Origin of the sequence: Pseudomonas sp. 65/3-MNA-CIBAN-0223, assembly GCF_040310425.1 — a bacterium.
GTDB lineage: Bacteria > Pseudomonadota > Gammaproteobacteria > Pseudomonadales > Pseudomonadaceae > Aquipseudomonas > Aquipseudomonas gregormendelii.
Genome location: NZ_JBEOPV010000002.1, coordinates 168778 through 193439 on the forward strand (window position 1 = coordinate 168778; position 24662 = coordinate 193439).

General features: G+C 60.7%; 19 protein-coding genes and 1 pseudogene. 15 read left to right on the plus strand and 5 right to left on the minus strand.

Annotated elements, in window-relative coordinates; all coding sequences use genetic code 11:
• The first annotated feature begins 117 nt into the window (after positions 1 to 117).
• On the plus strand, positions 118 to 1938 hold the full coding sequence (typA, locus tag AAEZ09_RS02430; protein WP_045061989.1) for a translational GTPase TypA: 1821 nt from the start codon (positions 118 to 120) through the stop codon (positions 1936 to 1938).
• Positions 1939 to 2112: 174 nt separating this feature from the next.
• On the opposite strand, the gene AAEZ09_RS02435 is transcribed toward typA, so the two are convergent.
• Positions 2113 to 2553, minus strand: coding sequence for a YkgJ family cysteine cluster protein (locus AAEZ09_RS02435; RefSeq protein WP_045062033.1), 441 nt, complete (start codon positions 2551 to 2553; stop codon positions 2113 to 2115).
• 259 nt (positions 2554 to 2812) lie between these two features.
• Here AAEZ09_RS02435 and AAEZ09_RS02440 point away from each other — a divergent pair, with 259 nt between their 5' ends.
• From AAEZ09_RS02440 to AAEZ09_RS02460, 5 genes are all read left to right on the plus strand, one after another.
• The gene (locus AAEZ09_RS02440; protein WP_045061988.1) at positions 2813 to 5263 is read left to right on the plus strand and encodes a glycogen/starch/alpha-glucan phosphorylase; all 2451 of its coding nucleotides are present in this window, start codon (positions 2813 to 2815) and stop codon (positions 5261 to 5263) included.
• 162 nt (positions 5264 to 5425) lie between these two features.
• A complete protein-coding gene (locus tag AAEZ09_RS02445) occupies positions 5426 to 8641 on the plus strand; it encodes a DUF2339 domain-containing protein (protein WP_350597996.1) in 3216 nt (1071 codons plus the stop codon).
• On the plus strand, positions 8638 to 10011 hold the full coding sequence (locus AAEZ09_RS02450; RefSeq protein WP_350597998.1) for a DUF3999 domain-containing protein: 1374 nt from the start codon (positions 8638 to 8640) through the stop codon (positions 10009 to 10011). Before AAEZ09_RS02445 ends, AAEZ09_RS02450 begins: the two co-directional genes overlap by 4 nt.
• Before the next feature lie 286 nt (positions 10012 to 10297).
• Positions 10298 to 11308, plus strand: coding sequence for a class 1 fructose-bisphosphatase (locus tag AAEZ09_RS02455; RefSeq protein ID WP_045061985.1), 1011 nt, complete (start codon positions 10298 to 10300; stop codon positions 11306 to 11308).
• 1 nt (position 11309) lies between these two features.
• Positions 11310 to 11912: a DUF924 family protein gene (locus tag AAEZ09_RS02460; protein ID WP_350598000.1), complete on the plus strand. Its 603-nt coding sequence runs from the start codon at positions 11310 to 11312 to the stop codon at positions 11910 to 11912.
• 116 nt (positions 11913 to 12028) lie between these two features.
• Here AAEZ09_RS02460 and AAEZ09_RS29350 read toward each other — a convergent pair whose 3' ends face one another.
• From AAEZ09_RS29350 to AAEZ09_RS02470, 3 genes and pseudogenes are all read right to left on the minus strand, one after another.
• A complete protein-coding gene (locus tag AAEZ09_RS29350) occupies positions 12029 to 12793 on the minus strand; it encodes a methyl-accepting chemotaxis protein (RefSeq protein ID WP_414704660.1) in 765 nt (254 codons plus the stop codon).
• A 93-nt stretch (positions 12794 to 12886) separates the two neighbouring features.
• Positions 12887 to 13921: pseudogene (locus AAEZ09_RS29355) on the minus strand (HAMP domain-containing protein); the annotation flags it as partial.
• Positions 13922 to 14075: 154 nt separating this feature from the next.
• A complete protein-coding gene (locus tag AAEZ09_RS02470) occupies positions 14076 to 14228 on the minus strand; it encodes a hypothetical protein (RefSeq protein ID WP_160298071.1) in 153 nt (50 codons plus the stop codon).
• Between the two features lie 30 nt (positions 14229 to 14258).
• Between AAEZ09_RS02470 and AAEZ09_RS02475 the strand changes: the two genes are divergently transcribed.
• Both AAEZ09_RS02475 and AAEZ09_RS02480 read left to right on the plus strand, forming a co-directional pair.
• Complete coding sequence (locus AAEZ09_RS02475) at positions 14259 to 14513, plus strand: lipoprotein (protein WP_045061982.1); 255 nt, start codon at positions 14259 to 14261, stop codon at positions 14511 to 14513.
• 31 nt (positions 14514 to 14544) lie between these two features.
• Complete coding sequence (locus AAEZ09_RS02480; RefSeq protein WP_045061981.1) at positions 14545 to 15114, plus strand: lipocalin family protein; 570 nt, start codon at positions 14545 to 14547, stop codon at positions 15112 to 15114.
• A 122-nt stretch (positions 15115 to 15236) separates the two neighbouring features.
• Here the strand turns inward: AAEZ09_RS02480 and AAEZ09_RS02485 are convergent, their stop codons facing one another.
• Positions 15237 to 16601, minus strand: coding sequence for a formimidoylglutamate deiminase (locus tag AAEZ09_RS02485; protein ID WP_350598004.1), 1365 nt, complete (start codon positions 16599 to 16601; stop codon positions 15237 to 15239).
• 146 nt (positions 16602 to 16747) lie between these two features.
• Here AAEZ09_RS02485 and hutC point away from each other — a divergent pair, with 146 nt between their 5' ends.
• The 7 genes from hutC (at position 16748) to AAEZ09_RS02520 (ending at position 24561) form a co-directional block, all read left to right on the plus strand.
• Positions 16748 to 17458: a histidine utilization transcriptional repressor HutC gene (gene hutC / locus AAEZ09_RS02490; protein ID WP_172435301.1), complete on the plus strand. Its 711-nt coding sequence runs from the start codon at positions 16748 to 16750 to the stop codon at positions 17456 to 17458.
• Positions 17455 to 18021 carry a HutD/Ves family protein gene (locus AAEZ09_RS02495; protein WP_350598006.1) on the plus strand — a complete coding sequence of 189 codons (567 nt, stop codon included), beginning with the start codon at positions 17455 to 17457 and terminating at the stop codon, positions 18019 to 18021. Before hutC ends, AAEZ09_RS02495 begins: the two co-directional genes overlap by 4 nt.
• Before the next feature lie 445 nt (positions 18022 to 18466).
• A complete protein-coding gene (hutU, locus tag AAEZ09_RS02500; RefSeq protein WP_045061978.1) occupies positions 18467 to 20149 on the plus strand; it encodes a urocanate hydratase in 1683 nt (560 codons plus the stop codon).
• A 152-nt stretch (positions 20150 to 20301) separates the two neighbouring features.
• Positions 20302 to 21774: a purine-cytosine permease family protein gene (locus tag AAEZ09_RS02505; protein ID WP_350598009.1), complete on the plus strand. Its 1473-nt coding sequence runs from the start codon at positions 20302 to 20304 to the stop codon at positions 21772 to 21774.
• Positions 21775 to 21843: 69 nt separating this feature from the next.
• On the plus strand, positions 21844 to 22812 hold the full coding sequence (locus AAEZ09_RS02510) for an ABC transporter substrate-binding protein (protein WP_045061976.1): 969 nt from the start codon (positions 21844 to 21846) through the stop codon (positions 22810 to 22812).
• A gap of 70 nt (positions 22813 to 22882) precedes the next feature.
• Entirely contained in the window at positions 22883 to 23734 is an 852-nt protein-coding gene (locus AAEZ09_RS02515) for an ABC transporter permease (protein ID WP_045061975.1), read from the plus strand.
• Complete coding sequence (locus AAEZ09_RS02520) at positions 23731 to 24561, plus strand: quaternary amine ABC transporter ATP-binding protein (protein ID WP_052673021.1); 831 nt, start codon at positions 23731 to 23733, stop codon at positions 24559 to 24561. Before AAEZ09_RS02515 ends, AAEZ09_RS02520 begins: the two co-directional genes overlap by 4 nt.
• Positions 24562 to 24662 lie beyond the last annotated feature (101 nt).

The window sequence follows — 24662 nt, forward strand, 5'->3', positions numbered from 1 at the left end:
GGCCTGCGTCACCGGCCCCCCGACTCTGCCGTCAAGCTGTAACGGCAAGGCCTGACTCTACTGTTAATCGCTGCCAAGACTTGTCAGCACACCGAATCCTCTGATCGAGATACACAAGTGATCGAAAATCTACGCAACATCGCCATCATTGCTCACGTTGACCATGGTAAAACCACCTTGGTAGACAAACTCTTGCGTCAATCCGGCACCCTGGAGCGCAACGAGCTCAACGACGAGCGCGTGATGGACTCCAACGACCAGGAGAAAGAGCGCGGTATTACCATTCTGGCGAAAAACACCGCCATCAACTGGAACGGCTACCACATCAACATCGTGGACACCCCGGGCCACGCCGACTTCGGCGGCGAAGTTGAACGCGTGATGTCGATGGTTGACTCCGTTCTGCTGCTGGTTGACGCTCAAGACGGCCCTATGCCGCAAACCCGTTTCGTGACCAAGAAGGCTTTCGAAGCCGGCCTGCGTCCGATCGTGGTCATCAACAAGGTTGACCGTCCAGGCGCACGTCCGGACTGGGTTCTGGACCAGATCTTCGACCTGTTCGACAACCTCGGTGCCACCGAAGAACAGCTGGACTTCAAAGTCGTCTACGCCTCGGCCCTGAACGGCATTGCCGGTCTGGATCACACCGACATGGCTGAAGACATGACTCCGCTGTACCAGTCGATCGTCGACAACGTACCAGCACCGCAAGTTGACCGTGACGGCCCGTTCCAGATGCAAATCTCGGCACTGGACTACAACAGCTTCCTGGGCATTATCGGCGTTGGCCGTATCGCTCGTGGTCGCGTCAAGCCGAACACCCAGGTTGTTGCGATCGACGCTGACGGCAAGCGCCGTAACGGCCGTATCCTGAAACTGATGGGTCACCACGGTCTGCACCGCGTTGACGTTGAAGAAGCAGCTGCCGGCGACATCGTCTGCATCAGCGGCTTCGAGTCGCTGTTCATCTCCGACACCCTGTGCGACCCACAGAACGTTGAAGCGATGAAGCCGCTGACCGTTGATGAACCAACCGTTTCGATGACCTTCCAGGTTAACGACTCGCCGTTCTGCGGCCGTGAAGGCAAGTTCGTCACCAGCCGTAACATCAAAGAGCGTCTGGACAAGGAACTGCTCTACAACGTTGCCCTGCGCGTTGAAGAAGGCGACACCGCCGACAAGTTCAAGGTCTCCGGCCGTGGTGAGCTGCACTTGTCCGTACTGATCGAAACCATGCGTCGCGAAGGCTTCGAAATGGGTGTTGGTCGTCCGGAAGTGATCATCCGCATGGTTGACGGCGTGAAGCACGAACCGTACGAAAACGTGACCATCGACCTGCCGGAAGAATCGCAAGGTTCGATCATGGAGCAGATCGGTATCCGTAAAGGCGACCTGACCAACATGGTTCCGGATGGCAAGGGCCGTGTGCGCCTTGAGTACAACATCCCGGCACGTGGCCTGATCGGTTTCCGTAACGAGTTCCTGACCCTGACCTCCGGTGCAGGCATCCTGACCTCGATCTTCGACCGTTACGACGTGATGAAGTCCGGCGACATGTCCGGCCGTCAGAACGGCGTGCTGGTTTCGGTTGCTACCGGTAAGGCTCTGACTTACTCGCTGGAAACCCTGCAAGCTCGCGGCAAACTGTTCCTGGGTCACGGTGAAGACGTGTACGAAGGTCAAATCGTCGGCATCAACAGCCGCGACAACGACCTGGGCGTCAACCCAACCAAAGGCAAGAAGCTCGACAACATGCGTGCTTCGGGTAAAGACGAAACCATCGCTCTGGTTCCGCCTATCCGTTTCACCCTGGAACAAGCTCTGGAATTCGTTCAAGAAGACGAATTGTGCGAAGTCACTCCTAAGTCCATCCGTCTTCGTAAGAAGATCCTGGGCGAAAGCGAGCGTACCCGCGCTGCCAAGAAGTCCGGTAACTAAGTCATTTAGTTAGCAGACAAAAAAACGCCCCCGATCGCGAGATCGGGGGCGTTTTTGTTTTGTCTGGAGAAAAAATCAAAAGATCGCAGCCTCGTTTCACTCGACAGCTCCTACAGGCGTACATATAACCCTGTAGGAGCTGTCGAGTGAAACGAGGCTGCGATCTTTTCGGCGTTAGAATTTCTCGAGGGTGCGACGGCTGCTACTGGTCTCGCGCACCACTTCCTTGGGCTTGTAAGCGCAATACCCCGGCCGCGGACCGATCTTGGGGTGATTGCGGCAAGTATCCGGGCGCTTTTCATAAATAGTGCACAGACGGCTCTTACGATCCAGGTACAGGCAATCGTTGTTGCTCATGCGCTGGAGGGTAAAGATCTCGGTCTTCTGGCTGTAGCGCTCGACGATCCCTTCCTTCTGCAGACGCTTGGCAATGTTCTTCGCCGGCTCGCCGCGCTCGAATTCGTCGACGATGCCGATCCGGATCAGGTCCTTGATCTTGACCTCGACCGGCAGGGTGCAGCAGCTGGACACACAAGAGCCGCACATCGGTGCAGAATACTTGGCCCAGGTATCGAGGCGATCGATCTCCGCAGCGGCGATCAGGTTGGGTTTCATCATCGGTTGTTACCAGCGTGTGCATCAGGGCGCGCGATCATACCGGGACTGGTGGATTTTTGAACAACCTTTCGCCAGTTTTTTTCCAGCGCGGCTCATCGGCTTCGGTAATCCGGCACGGGCCCTGCATTCTTTCCGGCATACGACAAGGTATTGTCGACCTATCTCGCACTAACGGGAAAAACTGCCGAACCAGACTCTCCACGGCCTGTCAGACCGTCTAGGCTCAACTACTCCACGCTCGCTCGAGGTCTTATCGATGACTCAAGAACCACTTGTTCGCGAAGCAGAGGTGGCCGCATTCCGCGACGCCGTCTTGACCAAACTCACCTACGCGGTGGGCAAAGACCCGGATCACGCCTTCGACCACGACTGGTTCGAAGCCATTGCCTTGGCGGCGCGCGATCACATGGTCGAGCACTGGATGGATCACACCCGGCAGATCTACCGTAAAGGCCAGAAGCGCGTTTATTACCTCTCGCTGGAATTCCTCATCGGCCGTCTGCTCTATGACAGCCTGAGCAACCTCGGCCTGCTTGATGTTGCGCGCGAAGCGCTGACCGAGCTGGGTGTCGACCTTGAGCGTATCCGCCTGCTGGAGCCTGACGCGGCGCTGGGTAACGGCGGCCTCGGGCGCCTGGCCGCGTGCTTCATGGAAAGCATGTCGACGCTCGGCATCGCCGGCCATGGCTACGGCATTCGTTACGAGCATGGTTTGTTCCGCCAGGCCATCGTGGATGGCTGGCAGCAGGAGCAAACCGAGCATTGGCTGGACTTCGGCAACCCGTGGGAGTTCGAGCGCCCGGAGGTGGTTTACCCGATCGGCTTTGGTGGCAGTGTCGAGACCGTCACTGACGAGAACGGCAAGACCAAGCAGGTCTGGACACCCGTGGAAACCGTTCGCGCCATTGCCTACGACACCCCGGTTGTCGGCTGGCGCGGGGCGAGCGTCAACACTCTGCGGCTGTGGCGCGCCCGCGCCATGGAAGATCTGCACCTGGAACGCTTCAACGCCGGTGATCACCTGGGCGCCGTTGCCGAGGTTGCCCGGGCCGAAAGTATTTCCCGTGTGCTTTACCCGGCGGACAGCACCGAAGCCGGTCAGGAACTGCGTTTGCGCCAGGAATACTTTTTCGTTGCCGCCTCCTTGCAGGACCTGCTGCGCCGCCACCGCAACATGCACACCTCGGTGCTGACCCTGGGTGACCACGCGGCGATCCAGCTCAACGATACGCACCCATCGATCGCCGTAGCCGAACTGATGCGCCAACTGGTCGACGTCTATGACGTGGCATGGGACGCTGCGTGGCAGGTGACGGTCGATACGCTCTCGTACACCAACCACACGCTGCTGCCCGAGGCGCTGGAGACCTGGCCGGTCGGCCTGATGGAGCGCATGCTGCCGCGACACATGCAGATCATCTACCTGATCAACGCCCAGCACATCGACTCGTTGCGGGCCAAGGGCATACACGACTTCGACGTGTTGCGCGCGGTGTCGCTGATCGAGGAAGACAATGGCCGCCGCGTGCGCATGGGCAACCTGGCGTTCCTCGGTTCCCATAGCGTCAATGGCGTGTCCGGCCTGCACACCCAGCTGATGCGCAAAACCGTGTTCTCCGAGCTGCACAAGCTGTACCCGGAGCGGATCAACAACAAGACCAACGGCATCACCTTCCGCCGCTGGCTGTACCAGGCCAACTCCGAGCTGACTTCAATGCTGGTGGATGCCCTGGGACCGGACCTGCTGGACAACCCGGAAGAACGCTTGCTGGAGCTGGAACCGTTCGCCGAGAAAGCCGCCTTCCGCAAGGCGTTCGCCGAGCAGCGTCTGCACAGCAAGAAGGCCCTGGCCTATATCATTCACGAGCGCCTGGGTATCGCCGTCAACCCGGCGGCGATGTTCGACGTGCAGGTCAAGCGGATCCACGAGTACAAACGCCAGCTGCTCAACCTGCTGCACACCGTGGCGCTTTATCAGGCGATTCGTGCCGAGCCGGAAACCGACTGGGTACCCCGGGTGAAAATTTTCGCCGGCAAGGCGGCCGCCAGTTATCACCAGGCCAAGTTGATCATCAAGCTGACCAACGACATCGCCCGTGTGGTCAACAACGACCCGACCGTGCGCGGTCTGCTCAAGGTGGTGTTCCTGCCCAACTACAACGTCAGCCTGGCGGAAAGTATTATTCCGGCGGCGGACTTGTCGGAGCAGATTTCCACGGCGGGCTTCGAGGCGTCGGGTACCAGCAACATGAAGTTCGGCCTGAACGGCGCGCTGACCATCGGTACCCTGGACGGTGCCAACGTGGAAATGTGCGAGCGCATCGGTGCCGAGCACATGTTTATCTTCGGTCTCAGTGCCCAGCAGGTTGAAGCGCGCAAGCAGAACCACGAGTTCAATGCGACGCCGGACATCGCAGCGTCCCATCGACTCAACGATGTGCTGCAGGCGATTCGCGGTGGGGTGTTCTCGCCGGATGATCCATCCCGTTACGCGGGCTTTATCGATTCGCTGATCGACTACGACCGCTTCCTGGTCTGCGCCGATTTCGACTCCTACTGGGACGCGCAGATGCGGGTCGAAGCGCATTGGCACGATTCCAACGAATGGTGGCGTTCGGCGGTGCTGAACACCTCGCGGATGGGCTGGTTCTCGTCCGACCGGACGATTCGCGAGTACGCCACAGATATCTGGAAAGCGTTGGAGTAAGTAGCCGCCCGGCTGGATATAATGGCGCCGAAAAGATCGCAGCCTTCGGCAGCGCCTACAGGGGGACGTATTCCTGTGTAGGCGCTGCCGAAGGCTGCGATCTTTTCGTGTCGGGCTGCGCTAATCTTCCCGGATTGGCCACTGCGCTTAGGGATATCGACCATGCAATGGATTTTCATGCTCATAGGGCTGGTGCTCGGCTGGGTGCTCGACGAGTCGTTCGGCGATGCGCTATTGGGTGCGTTGCTCGGCCTGGGTATCGGGCAGGCCATTCGTATCGGCCGTCTGGACTTGCAAGCCACAGAGCAACAGTTGCAGCTGCAGAAGGCGCAGGTCGACCTGATGGCGCTGCAGCAACGCCTGGCTTCGCTCGAAACGTCCGGCATGAGGACGCCGCAGGCACCGGAGCCTGCTCCTGAGTTCATTCTTGACGACATCCCTGTTGAAGCGCCCGAACTTGTCTGGGAGCTTCCACCCGAGCTCGAGCCGATTACCGTCGCAGCCTCTGAAGCGAGGCGTCCGCCGCCCGTCGATGCCTGGAGGGCCGCACCGGTCGCCCGCGAACCCCTGGAGCCCGCGATTCCACGCGGCCCCAACTTCATCGAACGGGCTATCGATGGTGCCCGTGCCTGGTTATTCGGCGGCAACACCGTGCTGCGGGTCGGCGTGGTGCTGTTGTTCCTCGGGCTGGCGTTCCTGCTGCGTTACGCCACCGAAGGCATGGTAGTGCCGATCGAGTTGCGGTACGCCGGGGTGGCGGCGGCTGCTTTGAGCCTGCTTGGGCTGGGTTGGTGGTTGCGCACACGCAACAATAACTACGCGCTGATCCTGCAAGGCACCGGGATCGCGGTGCTGTACCTCACGGTGTTCGCCGCAATGCGCCTGCATCCGCTGCTGGACCCGACTGCGGCCCTGGGCCTGCTGGTGGCGGTGACAGTGTTTTCCGCCATCCTCGCCATCAAGCAGGACTCCCTGGGCCTGGCCGCCGCTGCGGCACTGGGCGGTTTTGCCGCGCCACTGCTAACCTCGACCGGCGCCGGCAGCCACGTCGCGCTGTTCAGTTACTTCGCGCTGCTCAATGCCGGCATCCTCGCCATCGCCTGGTTCAAGGCCTGGCGGTTACTCAACGTGATCGGCTTCGTTGGCACTTTCGGTATCGGCTTCACCTGGGGCTTGCGTTCCTATACGCCGGAGCTGCTGTGGAGCACCGAGCCGTTCCTGATCCTGTTTTTCCTGATGTACCTGGCCATCGGCCTGCTGTTCGCCCGTCGCAAATTGCTGGAGATGAGCGACACACCCGAGGACGACAGTCGCGATGCGCTGTTGCGCTGGTCGGCGCGCAAGGGCGATTACGTCGACGGCACCCTGCTCTTCGGCCCGCCGCTGGTGGGCTTTGGCCTGCAGTTTGTGCTGGTCCAGCATCTGGAGTTGGCCGCTGCGTTCAGTGCCCTGGCATTGGGCATGATCTACATGGGCCTGGCCCGTTGGCTGATGGGGGGCCGGGCGCTGTTGTTGGCGGAAACCTGCCTCGCCCTCGGGGTGATCTTCGCCAGCCTGGCGATTCCCCTGGGGCTGGATGCGCGCTGGACGTCTGCGGCCTGGGCTATTGAGGGGGCCGGTATCCTCTGGCTTGGCCTGCGTCAGCAGCGAACATTGGCCCGCGCCTTTGCCTTGCTCTTGCAGCTGGGCTCGGCGCTGATGTTTCTCAGCGAGCTGCGATTCGGTGACAGCAGTTTGCTCCAAGGCGCACCGCTGGGCGCGTTGATGCTTGGCGCGGCGTTGTTGTTCAGCTTCCACCAATTGCGCACAGCCTCTGCTGCGCACACGGCACCTTGGGAACGTCAGGGGCTGCCGGTGCTCGCGGGCCTGGGGCTGATCTTCCTCTATCTGTTGGCGCCGCTGTTTTTCCTGACCCAGGGCACGGCGATCAGTTGGGCGCTGGTCGGCCTGGCGACCTTGGTTGTCGGCCTGCGCCTGCAGTCGCGCACGTTCCTGTTCATGGCATTTGCCGTGCAGTTACTGGGTGGCGCGGCTTTCGCGCTGTCGGCTGCAGGATTTTTCGCTCAGTTCGCCAGCGAAGGCTTGCGTCCACTGGCGCACACCGGGTTCTGGACGCCAATGGTTTTGGGCTTGGCAGCGTTCGTCGGGGCCTGGTGCCTGCAGTTCGGCAACCCTGCAGCGAGGTTCGGTGCGTTCAGCCTGAAGCGGTTGGCTGACGTATTGCTGGTGTGGGGCGCGGGTTGGTGGGCGATCGCCTGGGGTATGGACATCCAGCGTTTCGCTGCAGTGGACCTGCAAGCGACGTTGCTGCTGGCCGTCCTGGCGGTGAGCGTCGCGCTGTGGGCGGTGCTTGCTTTGCGCCTGCAGTGGGCCTCGCTGGGGTTGCTCTGTCTCACGCTGATACCTGCTGCCGCCCTGGTGCTGCTGGACGCGCTGCATGGCCGTTTTCATCCGGCTGCCGATTTTGGCTGGCTGGTGTGGGTCGCGGTGTTCGCCGTGCATTTCATCTCGCTGCGGCGACTGGCTGCGCGGGTGCCCGAGCGCGCACTCGGTATCGCCCACGTGCTCGGCTGCTGGCTGCTGATTGGCGTGCTGGCCCTGGAGTTGCGCTACGCCTTGCTGCTGTTGTCCGAGCAGTACAATGCCTGGCGCTGGCTGGGTTGGGCGATTCTGCCGAGCGTCTACCTGGTGCTGATGGCGGTGCCGCGCAGTTGGCCATGGCCGGTGGCTGCCTATCCCCGCGAGTACCGGGTCTATGCGGCCGTACCGCTGGCGCTGTTGATGCTTGGCTGGTTCTGGTTGGCGAACAGTGTCAGCGACGGGTCGGCCGACCCTTTGCCCTATGTGCCGTTGATCAATCCGCTGGAATTGGGCCTGTTGTTTGCGCTGTTCGGCGTATTTATCTGGGCGCGCAGTGCAGTGGCGCAACTGGCGCTGCGCAGCAACTACTTCCACCAGGCTGCGCAAATGATCGCAGGCGTCTCGCTGTTCGCCTTCTTCACCGTCCTGGTGATGCGCACCGCCCATCATTGGGCTGGCGTGCCATTCCAGCTCGATGCATTGCTTGAATCCATGCGGGTGCAGGCCGGGCTGTCGATCGTCTGGACCTTGATGGCACTGAGCCTGATGATTGGTGGTCACCTGCGCCATCGTCGCGAGGTCTGGTTGATCGGCGCCGCGCTGATCGGTGTGGTGGTTGCCAAGTTGTTCTTTGTTGAGCTGAGCAACCGTGGCGGGTTGGCGCGGATTGTGTCTTTCATTGGAGTCGGCGTGTTGCTGCTGGTGGTGGGCTATTTCGCCCCGCTGCCGCCCAAGCGCGCCGAAGCTGCGGCGGAGGCGGATAAACCGGCCCCGCAAACCGAAGGAGTTTCGTCTTGAGTCAGAAGCTGAGCCTGGGTTGGTTGGGCGTTGTTGCGCTAGGCGTGACGCTGTCGGCCGGCGCCCAGGAAAAACCGGCAGACTTCAGCACCCAGGTGCCGTTGTCAATCAGCGGCGAGGGGCCGTGGTATCGCCTTGAGCTACCGATGAGCGTGCAATTGAATGCACGCCAGACCGATCTTGCAGATGTACGGGTGTTCAATGCCGCAGGCGAGCCCCAGGCCTATGCCCTGGCTCGGGAATCGGCGCAGGCCAGCGAGAAGCCTGTGCTGAGCGACGTGAAATGGTTCCCGCTGTACGCCTCCGCCGACTCCACTGAGCGCGCTCCGAGCGTGAAGGTGCGGTCGAGCGGTGACGGTACGCTGGTGGAAGTGCAACCAGCCGGTCAACTTGAAGCGGGCGAAGAAGTGCTGCGCGGCTGGTTGCTGGATGCCAGCGGAATCAAGGCGCCCCTGCAGCAGTTGATACTCGACTGGACCAGTGAGCGCGATGGCTTCCAGCGTTTCACCATTGAGGCCAGCGACGACTTGCAGCACTGGCAATCCTGGGGAGAAGGGCAGGTGGCTCGGCTGACCTTTGCCGACGAGCGGGTGGAGCAGCGTGAGGTGGGGTTGCCGGGGCAATCGGCGCGTTACCTGCGCCTGCTCTGGAACACGGCGCAGTCGGCGCCTGTCCTGACCTCGGCGCAACTGGAAAGCGCCAGCGGGCGCAGCTTGCCGCTGCCGTTGGTCTGGTCGCAGCCGTTGGGCGCCAGCAGCGCCAAGGCCGGTGAGTACATCTGGCAGTTGCCGACGGGGCTGAACGTGGAGCGCATCCAGATCGAGTTGGATCAGGCCAACAGCCTGGCGCCGGTGACGGTGTCCGGGCGTCGGGAAAGCAGCTTGCCGTGGCGGCCGCTGGGCAGCGGTTTGTTGTACCGCCTGACCCAGAATGGCCAGGATGTGGTGCAGAACGAGTTGCAGTTGGCCGGGCAGACCGTCCAGCAGTTGAAGCTGGTCGTCGACGAGCGCGGCGGTGGCTTGGGCGCGCAGGCGCCGACCCTGAAATTTGCCGTGCGCTCTACGCTGCTGGTGTTCCTGGCACGCGGGGAGGGGCCTTACACCCTGGCGATTGGCAGTGCGACGGTGAAGGCGGCGAACCTGCCGTTGTCGACGCTGATCCCGGATTACAGCGCGCAAAAGTTGGCGGCGCTGGGCAAGGCGTCGGTAGATGCTGGAGTGGTCGTGGCGCCGACGTCTACGGTGACCACTGCGGCCACCGCCGCCACCGACTGGAAGAAATTCGGTCTTTGGGCGGTGTTGCTCTTGAGTGTGGTGTTTCTGGCGGCGATGGCGTTCAGCCTGTTGCGCAAACCGCCGGCGAACTCCTGAGAATGGCCGGCGCTGCGCGCCGGATCGCGAGCAAGCTTTGCTCCCACAGGATCAGGGAAGTCCTGGGGGATTGGGCCTGACTGATGGCGCCTGTGGGAGCAAGGCTTGCCCGCGATGGCGCTCGCAGAGTCGGCAAAAATCTTCCGCCAAATCCTGCAGGATTCGAACTACGCTAAACCCCGCGCATGAACTCTATTGGGCATCTCACGTCTGATAGGAGGAAATGCGCCCCGACTCGCGTTAAACTGCGCGGGTTTCCCGCCCCCCCATTCCACCGGAGCCTTCCATGTCCCGCGTTACCCTGAGTCGCTATCTGATTGAGCAGACCCGCAGCAACAACACTCCTGCCGATCTGCGTTTCCTGATTGAAGTGGTGGCGCGCGCTTGTAAAGAAATCAGCCACGCCGTATCCAAAGGCGCCCTGGGTGGTGTTCTGGGCAGCATGGGCACTGAAAACGTCCAGGGCGAAGTGCAGAAGAAACTCGACGTGATCTCCAACGACATCCTGCTCGAAGCCAACGAATGGGGCGGTCACCTGGCCGGCATGGCGTCCGAGGAAATGGACAATGCCTACCAGATCCCGGGCAAATACCCGAAAGGCGCCTACCTGTTGGTGTTCGACCCACTGGACGGTTCGTCCAACATCGATATCAACGCGCCAGTCGGCACCATCTTCTCGGTACTGCGTTGCCCAACTGAATACCTGAGCCAGAACGAAGCCCTGAACGAAAAGGCCTTCCTGCAGCCAGGTACCCAGCAGGTTGCGGCCGGTTACGCGATCTACGGCCCGCAAACCATGCTGGTGTTGACCCTGGGTGACGGCGTCAAGGGCTTTACCCTGGACCGTGAAATGGGCAGCTTTGTCCTGACCCATGAAGACATCACGATTCCTGAAAGCACCCAGGAATTCGCGATCAATGCCTCCAACCAGCGTCACTGGGAAGCTCCGGTACAGCGCTACGTCGACGAATTGCTGGCTGGCGATGAAGGCCCGCTGAAAAAGAACTACAACATGCGCTGGGTTGCCGCGATGGTGGCCGATGTGCACCGTATCCTGACCCGTGGCGGCCTGTTCATGTACCCACGCGACAGCCGCGAGCCGTCGAAGCCGGGCAAACTGCGCCTGATGTATGAAGCCAACCCGATGTCGTTCCTGGTGGAACAGGCCGGCGGCGCTTCCACCGATGGTCACCAGCGCATTCTCGACATCCAGCCAGAAGGCCTGCACCAGCGCGTAGCGGTGTACCTGGGCTCGAAAGAAGAAGTCGCCCGCGTTACGGCTTACCACAAGGAATAACATGACCGCGCCCTGGCAGCCGTTGCTCGAATGGTGGTTTGGCTCAGCCCAGACCTCTGACGAGGTAGCGGCTGACAAGGGCAAGTTATGGTTCGGCAAGCACGACCGCCAGGACCTCGAGGCGCAAACGCGTTTCGGGGACTGGGTCGAGCAGGCGCTGGCCGGCGGATTGACTGACTGGGCGCAACGCCCCGACGGTTGGCTGGCGCTGGTGCTGTTGCTCGATCAGCTGCCACGCATGATCTATCGCGACTCCCCCAAAGCCTTTTTCGGTGACCTCAGGGCTCAAGCCCTGGTAGCCCAAGGCATTGCTGCGGATTTTGATCGGCAGTTGCAGCCGATTCAGCGGGTATTCATCTACATGGTGTTCGAGCATTGCGAGAATCTGGCGGTGCAGAACGAGGCCGTTTCGCGGTACATCGATCTGGTTAACCAACAACCTGAGGGTGATCAGGCGTTGTTTACCGATTACCTGAATTACGCCGAAAAACATCAGAAGGTGATTGCGCGGTTTGGGCGGTTTCCGCATCGCAATGCAGTGTTGGGAAGGGATTCGACGGCTGAAGAGTTGGCGTTTCTTTCGGGGCCTGGTTCAAGGTTCTAGATTTTCCTTGCGGCTGATGCCGTCATCGCCAGCAGGCTGGCTCCCACATTGGGGTTGTGTCGTTCACAATCCCCTGTGGGAGCCAGCCTGCTGGCGATGGGGCCAGTGAAAGCAGTTTAAATCCTGAAGCTACCCACCAACTGTTTAAGCCGCGCCGCCTGCTGCTCCAGATCCGAGCATGCCCGCAACGTCGACTGCAAGTTCTCCACGCCTTCCTGATTCAGCATGTTGATTTCGGTAATGTCGACATTGATCGACTCCACCACTGCCGTCTGTTCCTCAGTGGCCGTCGCCACCGACTGGTTCATGCCATCGATCTCACCGATACGCTGGGTCACGCTACCCAGGCGCTCGCCGGCCTGGTTGGCGATGCCGACACTGCTTTCGCTCTGACGCTGGCTATCGGTCATGGTGCTCACCGCTTCCCGGGCGCCGACCTGCAGTTCCTCGATCATCTTCTGCACCTGCTGCGCCGAGTCCTGGGTGCGGTGCGCCAGGTTGCGTACCTCATCGGCGACCACGGCAAACCCACGTCCGGCTTCCCCGGCACGGGCCGCTTCGATGGCTGCGTTCAGGGCCAGCAGGTTGGTCTGCTGGGAGATGCTGGTGATCACTTCCAGAATCTGCCCGATGTTCACCGTGCTGCTGTTAAGCGTTTCGATGTTGCCGCAGGAATCACTGATCTTCGCCGACAGCTGCTGCATCGCGGCAATGGTCTTGTCGACCACCTGCTGGCCGTCTTCGGCCAGGGCCCGTGCATCGCTCGAATGTTGCGAGGCGAGGGCTGCATTCTGGGCGATTTCCTGGGCGGCGGCCCCCAGTTCGTTGATCGCCGCAGCCACACTGCTGGTGCGCGATGCTTGCTGGTCGGAGTTGAACATCGACGAGTTCGAAGCTGCCACTACGCGCAGGGCGACTTCGTTGACCTGGCCGGTGGCGGACGCCACTTCAGTGATGGAAGTATGGATACGTTCCACGAAGCGGTTGAACGAAGTGCCCAGCGCGCCGAATTCGTCATGACCGTGGATAGTCAGCCGCCGGGTCAGGTCGCCTTCACCTTCAGCGATGTCGTGCATGGCACGGCCCATGGTCAGCAGCGGTTGCATCAGGAAGCTGATGAGCATGCCCAGCAGCGCAATGATGATCACCACCGCAATCACCATGGCAATGATCGCCGAGGTGCGGAATTCGCTGAGCATCGCGAACGCGGTTTCCTGGTCGAGCACCAGTGCCACGTACCAGTCCGCCGAAGGCACACCGTTGACGTGAGTGAAGGAGATGAACTGGCTTTTACCGCCGATCTCGACCTCTTTCAGCCCCGGGCTCACGGTCGGTGCCCCATTGGGGTAGGCGTCGGCCAGGCTCTTGAGGACAAAGTTGCTGTCCGGATGGATCAGGATCTTGCCGTCGGCGCTGACGATAAACGCATGGCCGTGGCCACCGAAGTTCAGCGAGTTGATGATAGCGCTGACGCTGGACAGGTCGATGTCTGCACCGGCGACGCCAATCATCTGGCCCTGGCGTTGCACCGGTGTTGCCACCGTGATCACCAGTTTGCCTGAGGACGCTGCGATGTAGGGTTCAGTGACCACCGTCTGTTTTGCACTGTTGGCCGCTTTGTACCAGCCGCGGGCGCGGGGATCGTAGTCGGCGGCGCGATTGCCGGCCGGGACCGAGAACATCACGCCGTCGCTGCCACCGAAATAGCTCAGCTGGAAGTTGCTGGTATAGGCCGGCAGGTCGATAGCGCGCTTGAGGCTGGCCGGCGCGGAGCCGTCGATTGCAATCTGCTGGGACAGCGATTGCAGCAACTGGATGCGGCTTTCCAGCCAGGTCTGGATGTTGCTGGTGGTCAGGCTGCCCAGTTCCTGCATCGACGCTTGCGTACTGCTGCGCAGGGTCTGGCGCTGGCGGTAGTCGTTGAACAGGATGAAACAGGCGAATGCAACGGCCACCACGAGGGCGGCAGCCAGCAGGATCTTGTGGCTGAACTTCATGTTTCTGGTCATTAAGTGAGCTACCGCGCAGGGACTGGTGTGGTCGCGATTTGCTCGTGCGAGGGAGTTTGATAATCGCGTGTGGTTAATCGAACCGCGTTATCGTTGGCATCCATCGCGAGCAAGCTCGCTCCTACATGATGTGTCGACCGCACCGTGCCAAAGATTAGGCGTCCTGCTGCAAAATTGGCGAATTGATGAGTGGCGCGGCAAAGTTGCTGATTTTTCGGAACATGGCAGACGAGTGGCTCGACAAATAGGCTGCCGGCCGGGGAACCAGATTGGGGTTTTCTCTTCTAAGCTTCTGCTTGGCAGCCATGCCAACCCCCTTCGCCCCAGGAGCTACACCATGTCGCTGCGCTCTATCGCCCTGCTTTCGTTCTGCGTGCTGTTGGCCGCATGCAGCAAGGTCAATCAGGAAAACTATTCGAAGTTGTCCTCGGGCATGCCCAAGGCCGAGGTTGAAACCTTGCTGGGCAAGCCTACCGATTGCTCCGGCGCGCTCGGCATGTCCAGTTGCACCTGGGGCGACAAGAACAGCTTTATCAGCGTGCAGTACGCCGGTGACAAAGTGTTGATGTTTTCTGGCCAAGGCCTGAAGTAAACCGGGGCTTCGCGCCCACGGGAGAAAAACAATGAAGCGGTTATTATTTGTTCTTTTGGCCGGCCTGGTATTGGCCGGCTGCGCCACTTCTGGCGATGAGTCGCTGGCGCCGAAAACGGTCGACAGCGTCAACCTGAAGAAATATCAAGGCACCTGGTATGAGCTGGCGCGCCTGCCGATGTATTTCCAGCGCAACTGTGCGCAATCCGAAGCCCATTACACCCTCAAGTCCGACGGTAATGTGCTGGTGCTGAACCGCTGCCTGACGGCGGATTGGCAATGGGAAGAGGCCAAAGGCACCGCCTGGCCACAAGTGCCAGGCAAGACCGACAAGCTGTGGGTCGAATTCGACAACTGGTTTTCGCGCTTGCTGCCGGGTGTAGCGAAGGGCAATTACTGGGTGCTGTACGTCAGCGACGACTACAAGACTGCCATTGTTGGCGATCCGAGCCGTCGTTACCTGTGGTTGCTGTCACGCAGCCCCACCGTCAACGGCGTAACGCGCGAAGAGCTGCTGAGCAAGGCGCGACAGCAGGGGTACGACACCACGCGATTGATCTGGCGTGCCTCCGATACGCAGATGGCGAAGACTTCGAACTAGCGGGCACCGAAGATCAAAACTGTGGGAGCGAGCCTGCTCGCGATAGCGGTCTGTCAGCCAATATCTCTGTTGGATATGACGGCCTCATCGCGAGCAGGCTCGCTCCCACATTTCGTTTTGCGTTAACCCAATAGATCGCGCAGGACTTGGGTGAACGCACGGCTGCTTTCTTCTTCGCCGGCATGGCGCCCGTCGCGCACGACCCACTGGCCATTGACCAGGACATCGCGCACCTGGCGATCGCCACCGGCAAACAGCCAGCGATTGAGAATGGCGTCACCGTTGGCTGTTGCCAGGTACGGATCGTTGCCATCGAGCACCAGCCAGTCCGCTCGCTTGCCGACTTCCAGTGCGCCAATTGGCTGACCCAGCGCCTGGGCGCCGCCATCCAGTGCCGCGTCATATAGCGTGCGGCCAACCATCGGTTGATCGGCGCCATACAGGCGGTTACGCCGCTGGTCACGCAGACGCTGACCGTATTCAAGCCAACGCAACTCCTCCACCACGCTCAATGACACGTGGCTGTCGGAACCGATCCCCATGCGCCCGCCCTGAGCCAGGAAGTCCACCGCCGGGAAAATACCGTCGCCCAGGTTGGCTTCAGTCGTCAGGCACAGGCCGGCAATGGCGCGACTCCTGGCCATCAACGTAACCTCTTCCGGGTTGGCGTGGGTCGCGTGGACCAGGCACCAGCGTTGGTCGACTTCGGTGTTTTCGTATAGCCATTGCAGTGGTCGACGACCGCTCCAGGCCAGGCAGTCATCGACTTCCTTCTGCTGCTCGGCAATATGAATGTGCACCGGGCATTGGGTGTCGCTGGCCGCCAGTACTTCGCTGATCTGCTGGGGCGTGACGGCGCGTAACGAGTGGAAACACAAACCCAGGGACTGCGCCGGCTGTCCGGCCAGGATCGGCTGCAGGCGCGACTGCAGCTTGAGGTAGTTCTCGGTGCTGTTGATAAAGCGCCGCTGACCCTCGTTCGGCGCCTGGCCGCCGAAGCCGGAATGGCTGTAGAGCACGGGCAGCAGCGTCAGGCCTATGCCGGCAGACGCCGCCGCCTGGCTGATACGCAGCGCCAGTTCTGCAGGATCGGCATACGCCTGGCCGCTGGTGTCGTGGTGCACGTAATGAAATTCGGCGACCGACGTATAGCCCGCCTTGAGCATCTCGATGTACAGCTGACGAGCGATGACGCCGAGCTGCTCCGGGCTGATTTTTCCGACGAGACGGTACATCAGGTCGCGCCAGGTCCAGAAACTGTCGTTTGGATTGCCTGCCACTTCCGCCAGCCCGGCCATCGCCCGCTGGAATGCGTGGGAGTGCAGATTCGGCATGCCCGGCAGCAGCGGCCCCTTTATCCGTTCGGCGCCATCTGCTTGAGAATTGGCCTGGACAAGGGTCAGCGCGCCATCGGCGCTGACCTCAAGACGTACATCATTGGCCCATCCGTTAGGCAGCAGTGCGCGTTCGGCAAAGAAGGCGGACATGATTCAGCACCCCATCGTGTGTTATTTGTATATACATATACAGACGTTTGCCTCGACGGTAAACTCCGGCAAGCTAGCAATCTCATCCAGATGAACAAGGATTAACCGTGCCGACTCCGCCTGCTGTCTCTCCGTTGGCCGCGAACATGGGCGACAGTCCGGCGCCCCTGTACGCCCGCGTCAAACAGATGATCACCCAGCAAATCGACAGTGGTAACTGGCCGCCGCATTACCGCGTGCCCTCGGAAAGCGAACTGGTCAGCCAGCTGGGTTTCAGCCGCATGACCATCAACCGTGCCCTGCGCGAGATGACCGCCGACGGCCTGTTGGTGCGTATGCAGGGTGTGGGTACGTTCGTTGCCGAGCCGAAAAGCCAGTCGGCCCTGTTTGAAGTGCACAACATCGCCGACGAAATCGCCTCTCGCGGCCATCGTCACACCTGCAAGGTGATCACCCTGGAAGAAGAAGCCGCCGGCTCCGAGCGTGCACTGGCGCTGGACATGCGCGAAGGCCAGAAGGTTTTTCACTCGCTGATCGTGCACTTCGAGAATGATATTCCGGTGCAGATCGAAGACCGTTTTGTTAACGCGCTGGTGGCCCCGGATTACCTCAAGCAGGACTTCACCCTGCAAACGCCGTACGCCTACCTCAACCAGGTCGCACCGCTGACCGAAGGCGAGCACGTGGTCGAGGCAATACTGGCTGAGGCCAGCGAATGCAAATTGCTGCAAATTGAAAAAGGCGAGCCATGCCTGCTGATTCGTCGCCGGACCTGGTCGGGGCGTCAGCCGGTGACTGCCGCCCGGTTGATCCACCCCGGTTCCCGTCATCGTCTGGAAGGTCGGTTCCATAAATGAACATGATGGTTTTACGCGCCAAAGATTACCCACGCATGCCATGGAAAAACGGCGGAGGCAGCACTGAGGAAATTACCCGGGATGCGGGCACGGGCCTGGACGGTTTCGGCTGGCGCCTGTCGATTGCCGATATTGGCGAGTCGGGCGGGTTCTCGATGTTTGCCGGTTACGAACGCGTGATCACCGTGCTGCAAGGCGAGGGCATGACCCTGCGCGTTGATGGCCAGGACACACGGCCATTGTTACCGCTGGACCCGTTTGCCTTTAGCGGCGAGAGCCAGGTGTCCTGCAGATTGCTCGACGGGCCGATCCGCGACTTCAACCTGATCTATGCGCCGCAGCGTTACGACGCGCGGTTGCAGTGGCTGGCAGGGGAGCAGCGGTTTTTCAGTTCGGCGGGGACTGTGCTGGTGTTCAGTGTCACTGACGCGTTAGAAGTGAAAGTCGGTAACAGTGCCCAGCAATTGGGCCGCCATGATTGCCTACAGGTTGATGGTAATGCCGGTCTGCTGGAAGTCTCCAGTGGCGGTAATTGCTGTGTGATTGAGCTGATCGCGCGCTGATCCAAGCTTCTAAAAGATCGCAGCCTTCGGCAGCTCCTACAGGATGTACGCCATCTCATCGTAGGAGCTGCCGAAGGCTGCGATCTTTTGCTTTCCGGCGTTCCAAAACGCGCACCACTTTGTTACCGAACGCCCCAGGGTGGCGCAAAACCGCGCTCCAGTAACAGCCCTCCCAGGTGCGTTCAAATTCTCCGAAAAAATTTCATGCACGCCAAAACCCTTGATCTACAGGCTCTGCACTTCTTTCAGAATTTTTCTTGAACAGCCATCCAGCAAGTTGGCCGCTTGATTGCATATGCTTGTATGTACAAGTAAAGACGTATGCGTATGAGTCGATCAGGACTCCTCGCAGCGTCAACTGATTCGCTTGTGGCGCAACGACGCGCACAGGCTGGCTTGCCCACTGCCAGGGTTGGTTTGAATTGATCGCTGAGGAGTCTTTTTCGTGACTGACAACAAAACCACTAAGTTTCGTGACGTAGAAATCCGTGCCGCCCGCGGTAACAAGCTGACCGCCAAGAGCTGGCTGACCGAAGCGCCGCTGCGCATGTTGATGAACAACCTCGACCCGGAAGTTGCCGAGAACCCTAAAGAACTGGTGGTTTACGGTGGTATCGGGCGTGCGGCACGTAACTGGGAGTGCTACGACAAGATCGTCGAAAGCCTGACCAACCTGAACGACGACGAGACCCTGCTGGTGCAATCCGGCAAACCGGTCGGCGTGTTCAAGACTCACAGCAACGCACCGCGGGTACTGATCGCCAACTCCAACCTGGTGCCCCACTGGGCGAGCTGGGAGCACTTCAACGAACTCGACGCCAAAGGCCTGGCCATGTACGGCCAGATGACCGCCGGCAGCTGGATCTACATCGGCAGCCAGGGCATCGTCCAGGGCACCTACGAAACCTTCGTCGAAGCCGGTCGCCAACACTACAACGATGACCTCAAGGGGCGTTGGGTGCTGACCGCTGGCCTGGGCGGGATGGGTGGCGCCCAGCCACTGGCGGCAACCCTGGCCGGCGCTTGCTCGCTGAACATCGAGTGCCAGCAGGTGAGCATCGATTTCCGCCTGAACAGCCGTTATGTCGACGAACAGGCCACTGACCTCGACGACGCGCTGGCGCGTATCGACAAATACACCAAGGAAGGCAAGGCAATTTCCATTGCGCTGCTGGGTAACGCGGCCGAGATCCTGCCGGAACTGGTCAAGCGCGGCGTGCGCCCGGACATGGTCACCGACCAGACCAGCGCCCACGATCCGCTCAATGGTTACCTGCCGGCCGGCTGGACTTGGGAAGAGTACCGCGCTCGCGCCAAGACCGAGCCTGCTGCCGTGGTCAAGGCTGCCAAGCAATCGATGGCCGTGCACGTTAAAGCGATGCTCGAGTTCCAGAAGCAAGGCATCCCGACCTTCGACTACGGCAACAACATCCGCCAGATGGCCCAGGAAGAGGGTGTGGAAAATGCCTTCGACTTCCCTGGCTTCGTGCCGGCCTACATCCGTCCGCTGTTCTGCCGAGGCATTGGTCCGTTCCGCTGGGCGGCACTGTCGGGTAACGCTGAAGACATCTACAAGACCGACGCGAAAGTAAAAGAGCTGATCCCGGACGACGCTCACCTGCACAACTGGTTGGACATGGCGCGCGAACGCATCAGCTTCCAGGGTCTGCCGGCACGTATCTGCTGGGTTGGCCTGGGCCTGCGCGCCAAGCTTGGCCTGGCGTTCAACGAAATGGTGCGCAGCGGTGAGCTGTCGGCACCGATCGTGATCGGTCGTGACCACCTGGATTCCGGCTCTGTTGCCAGCCCGAACCGCGAAACCGAATCGATGCAGGACGGTTCCGACGCCGTGTCCGACTGGCCACTGCTTAACGCTCTGCTGAACACCGCGAGCGGTGCGACCTGGGTTTCCCTGCACCACGGCGGCGGCGTCGGCATGGGCTTCTCCCAGCACTCGGGCATGGTGATTGTCTGCGACGGTACTGATGAGGCGGCTGAGCGAATTGCACGCGTGCTGCACAACGACCCGGCAACCGGGGTCATGCGTCACGCCGATGCGGGTTACCAGATCGCGATCGACTGCGCCAAGGAACAGGGGCTGAACCTGCCGATGATTACCGGTAAATAACGCAACCCCCTGTGGGAGCTGGCTTGCCAGCGATAGCGACGGCCCTGCTGGAATTGATGTTGAAGGTGCTGACGTCATCGCTGGCAAGCCAGCTCCCACAGAGCCCGAGTAAGCCCGACAGAACAATTAAAACAATCCACAGAGGTTGAATCATGGCTGTTAACAACGAACGTGCAGGCACTAAACCCTTGATCGAGAAGCGCTCGATCGACTACATCCCGGAAGCGGAAAGACACGGTCGTCTGTTGAGCCAGTTCACCCTGTGGATGGGTGCCAACCTGCAAATCACCGCGATTGTCACCGGGGCCCTGGCCGTGGTGCTGGGCGGTGATGTGTTCTGGTCGTTGATCGGTCTGTTGATCGGGCAATTGCTGGGCGGTGGGGTGATGGCGTTGCATGCGGCGCAAGGGCCCAAGCTGGGCTTGCCGCAGATGATTTCCAGCCGGGTGCAGTTCGGCGTGTATGGCGCGGCGATCCCGATCGTGCTGGTGTGCCTGATGTACCTGGGCTTCACCGCCACCGGAACCGTACTGTCCGGCCAGGCGCTGGGCCAGTTGTTCGGCGTCAGCGACAGCGTCGGTATCCTCATCTTCGCCAGTGTCATTGTGCTGGTCACGGTGCTTGGTTATCGGGTGATCCACTGGATTGGCCGTGTCGCCAGCGTCATCGGCGTGATTGCCTTTGTCTACCTGTTCTACCGCCTGATGAGCCAGACAGACGTCGGCGCACTCCTGCAAATTCGTCACTTCAGCTGGAGCAGCTTCCTGCTGGCGGTATCACTCGCCGCGTCCTGGCAGATCGCGTTCGGCCCGTACGTGGCTGACTATTCTCGCTACCTGCCAAGCAGCACGTCTTCGGTGAAAACCTTCTTTGCCGCCGGCGCGGGTTCGGTAATTGGCGCACAAGTGGCGATGATTCTCGGCGTGTTTGCCGCCGCTTCGGCCAACGGGCAGTTCGCCGGCCATGAAGTGGCCTACATTGTGGGCCTGGGCGGTACCGGTGCCACCGCTGCGTTGCTGTACTTCAGCATCGCATTCGGCAAGGTCACCATCTCTACGCTGAACTCCTATGGCAGCTTCATGTGTATCGCGACCATCATCAGCGGTTTTCGTGGTCACCTGCAGGTGTCGCGCTTGCAGCGACTGGTGTTCGTTCTGTTCATTGTCGGCACTGCGACCCTGATCGCGCTGCTCGGCCAGCACTCGTTCCTCGGTGCGTTCAAGTCCTTCATCCTGTTCCTGCTGGCGTTCTTCACGCCATGGAGCGCGATCAACCTGGTGGACTACTACTGCATCACCCGCGAACGTTATGACGTGCCGGCGCTGGCCGATCCCAATGGCCGCTACGGTCGCTGGAACGCCCTGGGTATCAGCATCTATGTGTTCGGTGTATTGGTGCAGCTGCCGTTCATCGCCACCAAGTTCTATACCGGTCCGCTGGTGGAAACCATGGGCGGTGTGGATATTTCCTGGATCATCGGCCTGGTGCTTCCAGCCGCTCTATATTACGTGTGCGCCAAAAAATGGCATGGCACCGTACCCGATCAACTGATCCTGCCAGTCGAGCAGGACAGCGTTGCACCACCAAAAACCAGCGGGGCCGGTCGCGCTGCGGCGCAGGCCTGATTGGACGTGGACAGGGCTGGATGCCTCTTGACTGCCGTAAGCCCATTCATGATTAGGAGCGTCACGACAATGAAATCGAACAAGACCCTGCTGACCGCACTACTTTCCATGGGCCTGCTCGCCAGTGCCGGCGCCACCCAGGCAGCCGGCTGGTGCGAGTCGGGCAAACCGGTGAAATTTGCCGGCCTGAACTGGGAAAGCGGCATGTTGCTGACCGACGTGCTGCAGGTCGTGCTGGAGAAAGGCTACGACTGCAAGACCGACAGCCTGCCGGGCAACTCCATCACCATGGAAAACGCTTTGAGCAGCAACGATATCCAGGTTTTCGCCGAGGAGTGGGTGGGCCGTAGCGAGGTCTGGAACAAGGCCGAGAAGGCCGGCAAGGTCGTCGGGGTCGGCGCTCCTGTTACCGGCGCCGTAGAAGGCTGGTATGTGCCGCGTTACGTCATCGAGGGCGACCCCAGCCGCAAGCTGGAAGCCAAGGCCCCTGACCTGAAGAACATCGCCGACCTGGCCAAGTACGCTGCAGTGTTCAAGGATCAGGAAGAGCCGTCCAAAGGCCGTTTCTACAACTGCCCGGCTGGCTGGACATGCGAGCTGGACAACAGCGAGATGCTCAAGAGCTACGGCCTGGAAAGCACCTACACCAACTTCCGCCCAGGCACCGGCCCGGCGCTGGATGCGGCAGTGCTGTCGAGCTACAAGCGCGGCGAGCCGATCCTGTTCTACTACTGGTCGCCAACTCCGCTGATGGGCCAGGTCGACCTGGTCAAGCTCGAAGAAAAACCGGGCGTGGACAAGAGCGTGACCATCAAGGTCGGCCTGTCCAAGACCTTCCACGACGAAGCCCCGGAACTGGTGGCGGTGCTGGAAAAGGTCAACCTGCCAATCGACTTGCTGAACCAGAACCTGGGGCGCATGGCCAAGGAGCGGATCGCTTCGCCAAAACTGGCGAAAATCTTCCTCAAGGAACATCCTGAAGTCTGGCATGCATGGGTGAGCGAAGACGCTGCCAGGAAAATCGACGCGGCCTTGTAGGTCCAGCGTTCCGACTGTCGAGCCCGGCAGTCGGGTGCTGCATCTCAACCCCCTTGATCGAGAGTCTCTTATGTTTCCCGAAAGCTTTACCTTTTCCATCGCCGACTGGGTCAACGGTTGGGTCGATTCGCTGGTCACCAACTACGGCGATGTGTTCCGGCAGATCTCCGACACCCTGTTGTGGGCCATCGTCAATCTTGAGGGGCTGCTGCGTGCTGCGCCTTGGTGGCTGATGCTGGCGATCGTGGCGGGTGTTGCCTGGCACGCGACCCGCAAGGTTGTGACCACTGCCGTTATCGTCGGCTTGCTGTTCCTGGTCGGCGCCGTCGGTCTCTGGGACAAGCTGATGCAAACCCTCGCGCTGATGATGGTCGCGACGGTGATATCGGTACTGATCGGCATACCGCTGGGCATCCTCTCGGCGCGCAGCAATCGCCTGCGTTCGGTGCTGATGCCATTGCTCGACATCATGCAGACCATGCCGAGTTTCGTGTACCTGATTCCGGTATTGATGTTGTTCGGCCTGGGCAAGGTCCCGGCGATTTTCGCCACGGTGATCTACGCCGCGCCGCCGCTGATCCGCCTGACCGACCTGGGCATTCGCCAGGTCGACGGTGAAGTGATGGAAGCGATCAACGCCTTCGGTGCCAACCGCTGGCAGCAACTGTTCGGCGTGCAACTGCCGCTGGCCCTGCCGAGCATCATGGCCGGGATCAACCAGACCACCATGATGGCCCTGTCGATGGTGGTAATCGCCTCGATGATCGGTGCCCGTGGCCTGGGAGAGGATGTGCTGGTAGGGATTCAGACCCTCAACGTCGGACGAGGCCTGGAGGCCGGCCTGGCGATCGTGATTCTGGCAGTGGTCATCGACCGCATTACTCAGGCGTATGGTCGGCCACGGCATGAGGTGAGCAAATGAACGACGTAACCGTGAGCAAAATCGAAGTCAAAAACGTCTTCAAGATTTTTGGCAACCGTGCGCAGGATGCGCTGGCCATGGTCGGCCAAGGCAAGACCAAGGACCAGGTGCTGGCCGAAACCGGCTGCGTGGTCGGGGTCAACGACCTGTCGTTGAGCATCGGCACTGGCGAGATTTTCGTGATCATGGGCCTGTCCGGTTCGGGCAAGTCGACGCTGGTGCGTCACTTCAATCGCCTGATCGACCCCACCAGCGGCGCGATCCTGGTGGACGGTGTGGACATCCTGCAATACGACATGGAAGCCCTGCGCGAATTTCGCCGGCACAAGATCAGCATGGTGTTCCAGAGCTTCGGTCTGCTGCCGCACAAGACCGTGGTGGAGAACGTCGCCTACGGCCTGAAAGTGCGTGGCGAGAGCAAGCAGATGTGCTCCGAGCGCGCGCTGCACTGGATCAACACCGTGGGCCTCAAGGGCTACGAAAACAAATACCCGCATCAGCTCTCGGGCGGCATGCGCCAACGGGTGGGCCTGGCCCGGGCCTTGGCCGCAGACACGGACATCATCCTGATGGACGAAGCGTTCAGCGCTCTCGACCCGCTGATCCGCGCGGAAATGCAGGACCAGTTGCTGGAGCTGCAGAAGACCTTGCACAAGACCATCGTGTTCATCACGCACGACCTGGATGAGGCGGTGCGCATTGGTAACCGGATCGCGATCCTCAAGGATGGGCGGTTGATCCAGGTGGGTACGCCGCGCGAGATCCTGCATTCGCCGGCGGATGAGTATGTCGACCGGTTTGTGCAGCGGCGGGCAGCGGTGGTTTGAAGATATTTGCGGTGTAAGTGCTGGCCCCATCGCGGGCAAGCCTTGCTCCCACAGGGATGGGGTTTGTTCCACAGTTTGTGTGCACACCTCGGAACCTGTGG

Bases quoted from the DNA above. Each gene is read 5' to 3' on its own strand.
- AAEZ09_RS02455 (WP_045061985.1), top strand. From the start codon at position 10,298: ATGTCCCGCGTTACCCTGAGTCGCTATCTGATTGAGCAGACCCGCAGC.
- AAEZ09_RS02445 (WP_350597996.1), top strand. From the start codon at position 5,426: ATGCAATGGATTTTCATGCTCATAGGGCTGGTGCTCGGCTGGGTGCTC.
- AAEZ09_RS02460 (WP_350598000.1), top strand. From the start codon at position 11,310: ATGACCGCGCCCTGGCAGCCGTTGCTCGAATGGTGGTTTGGCTCAGCC.
- AAEZ09_RS02440 (WP_045061988.1), top strand. From the start codon at position 2,813: ATGACTCAAGAACCACTTGTTCGCGAAGCAGAGGTGGCCGCATTCCGC.
- AAEZ09_RS02475 (WP_045061982.1), top strand. From the start codon at position 14,259: ATGTCGCTGCGCTCTATCGCCCTGCTTTCGTTCTGCGTGCTGTTGGCC.
- AAEZ09_RS02435 (WP_045062033.1), bottom strand. From the start codon at position 2,553: ATGAAACCCAACCTGATCGCCGCTGCGGAGATCGATCGCCTCGATACC.
- AAEZ09_RS29350 (WP_414704660.1), bottom strand. From the start codon at position 12,793: ATGTTCAACTCCGACCAGCAAGCATCGCGCACCAGCAGTGTGGCTGCG.
- hutC (WP_172435301.1), top strand. From the start codon at position 16,748: ATGGGCGACAGTCCGGCGCCCCTGTACGCCCGCGTCAAACAGATGATC.
- AAEZ09_RS02495 (WP_350598006.1), top strand. From the start codon at position 17,455: ATGAACATGATGGTTTTACGCGCCAAAGATTACCCACGCATGCCATGG.
- AAEZ09_RS02520 (WP_052673021.1), top strand. From the start codon at position 23,731: ATGAACGACGTAACCGTGAGCAAAATCGAAGTCAAAAACGTCTTCAAG.
- AAEZ09_RS02470 (WP_160298071.1), bottom strand. From the start codon at position 14,228: ATGGCTGCCAAGCAGAAGCTTAGAAGAGAAAACCCCAATCTGGTTCCC.
- AAEZ09_RS02485 (WP_350598004.1), bottom strand. From the start codon at position 16,601: ATGTCCGCCTTCTTTGCCGAACGCGCACTGCTGCCTAACGGATGGGCC.
- AAEZ09_RS02515 (WP_045061975.1), top strand. From the start codon at position 22,883: ATGTTTCCCGAAAGCTTTACCTTTTCCATCGCCGACTGGGTCAACGGT.
- AAEZ09_RS02480 (WP_045061981.1), top strand. From the start codon at position 14,545: ATGAAGCGGTTATTATTTGTTCTTTTGGCCGGCCTGGTATTGGCCGGC.
- AAEZ09_RS02505 (WP_350598009.1), top strand. From the start codon at position 20,302: ATGGCTGTTAACAACGAACGTGCAGGCACTAAACCCTTGATCGAGAAG.
- AAEZ09_RS02510 (WP_045061976.1), top strand. From the start codon at position 21,844: ATGAAATCGAACAAGACCCTGCTGACCGCACTACTTTCCATGGGCCTG.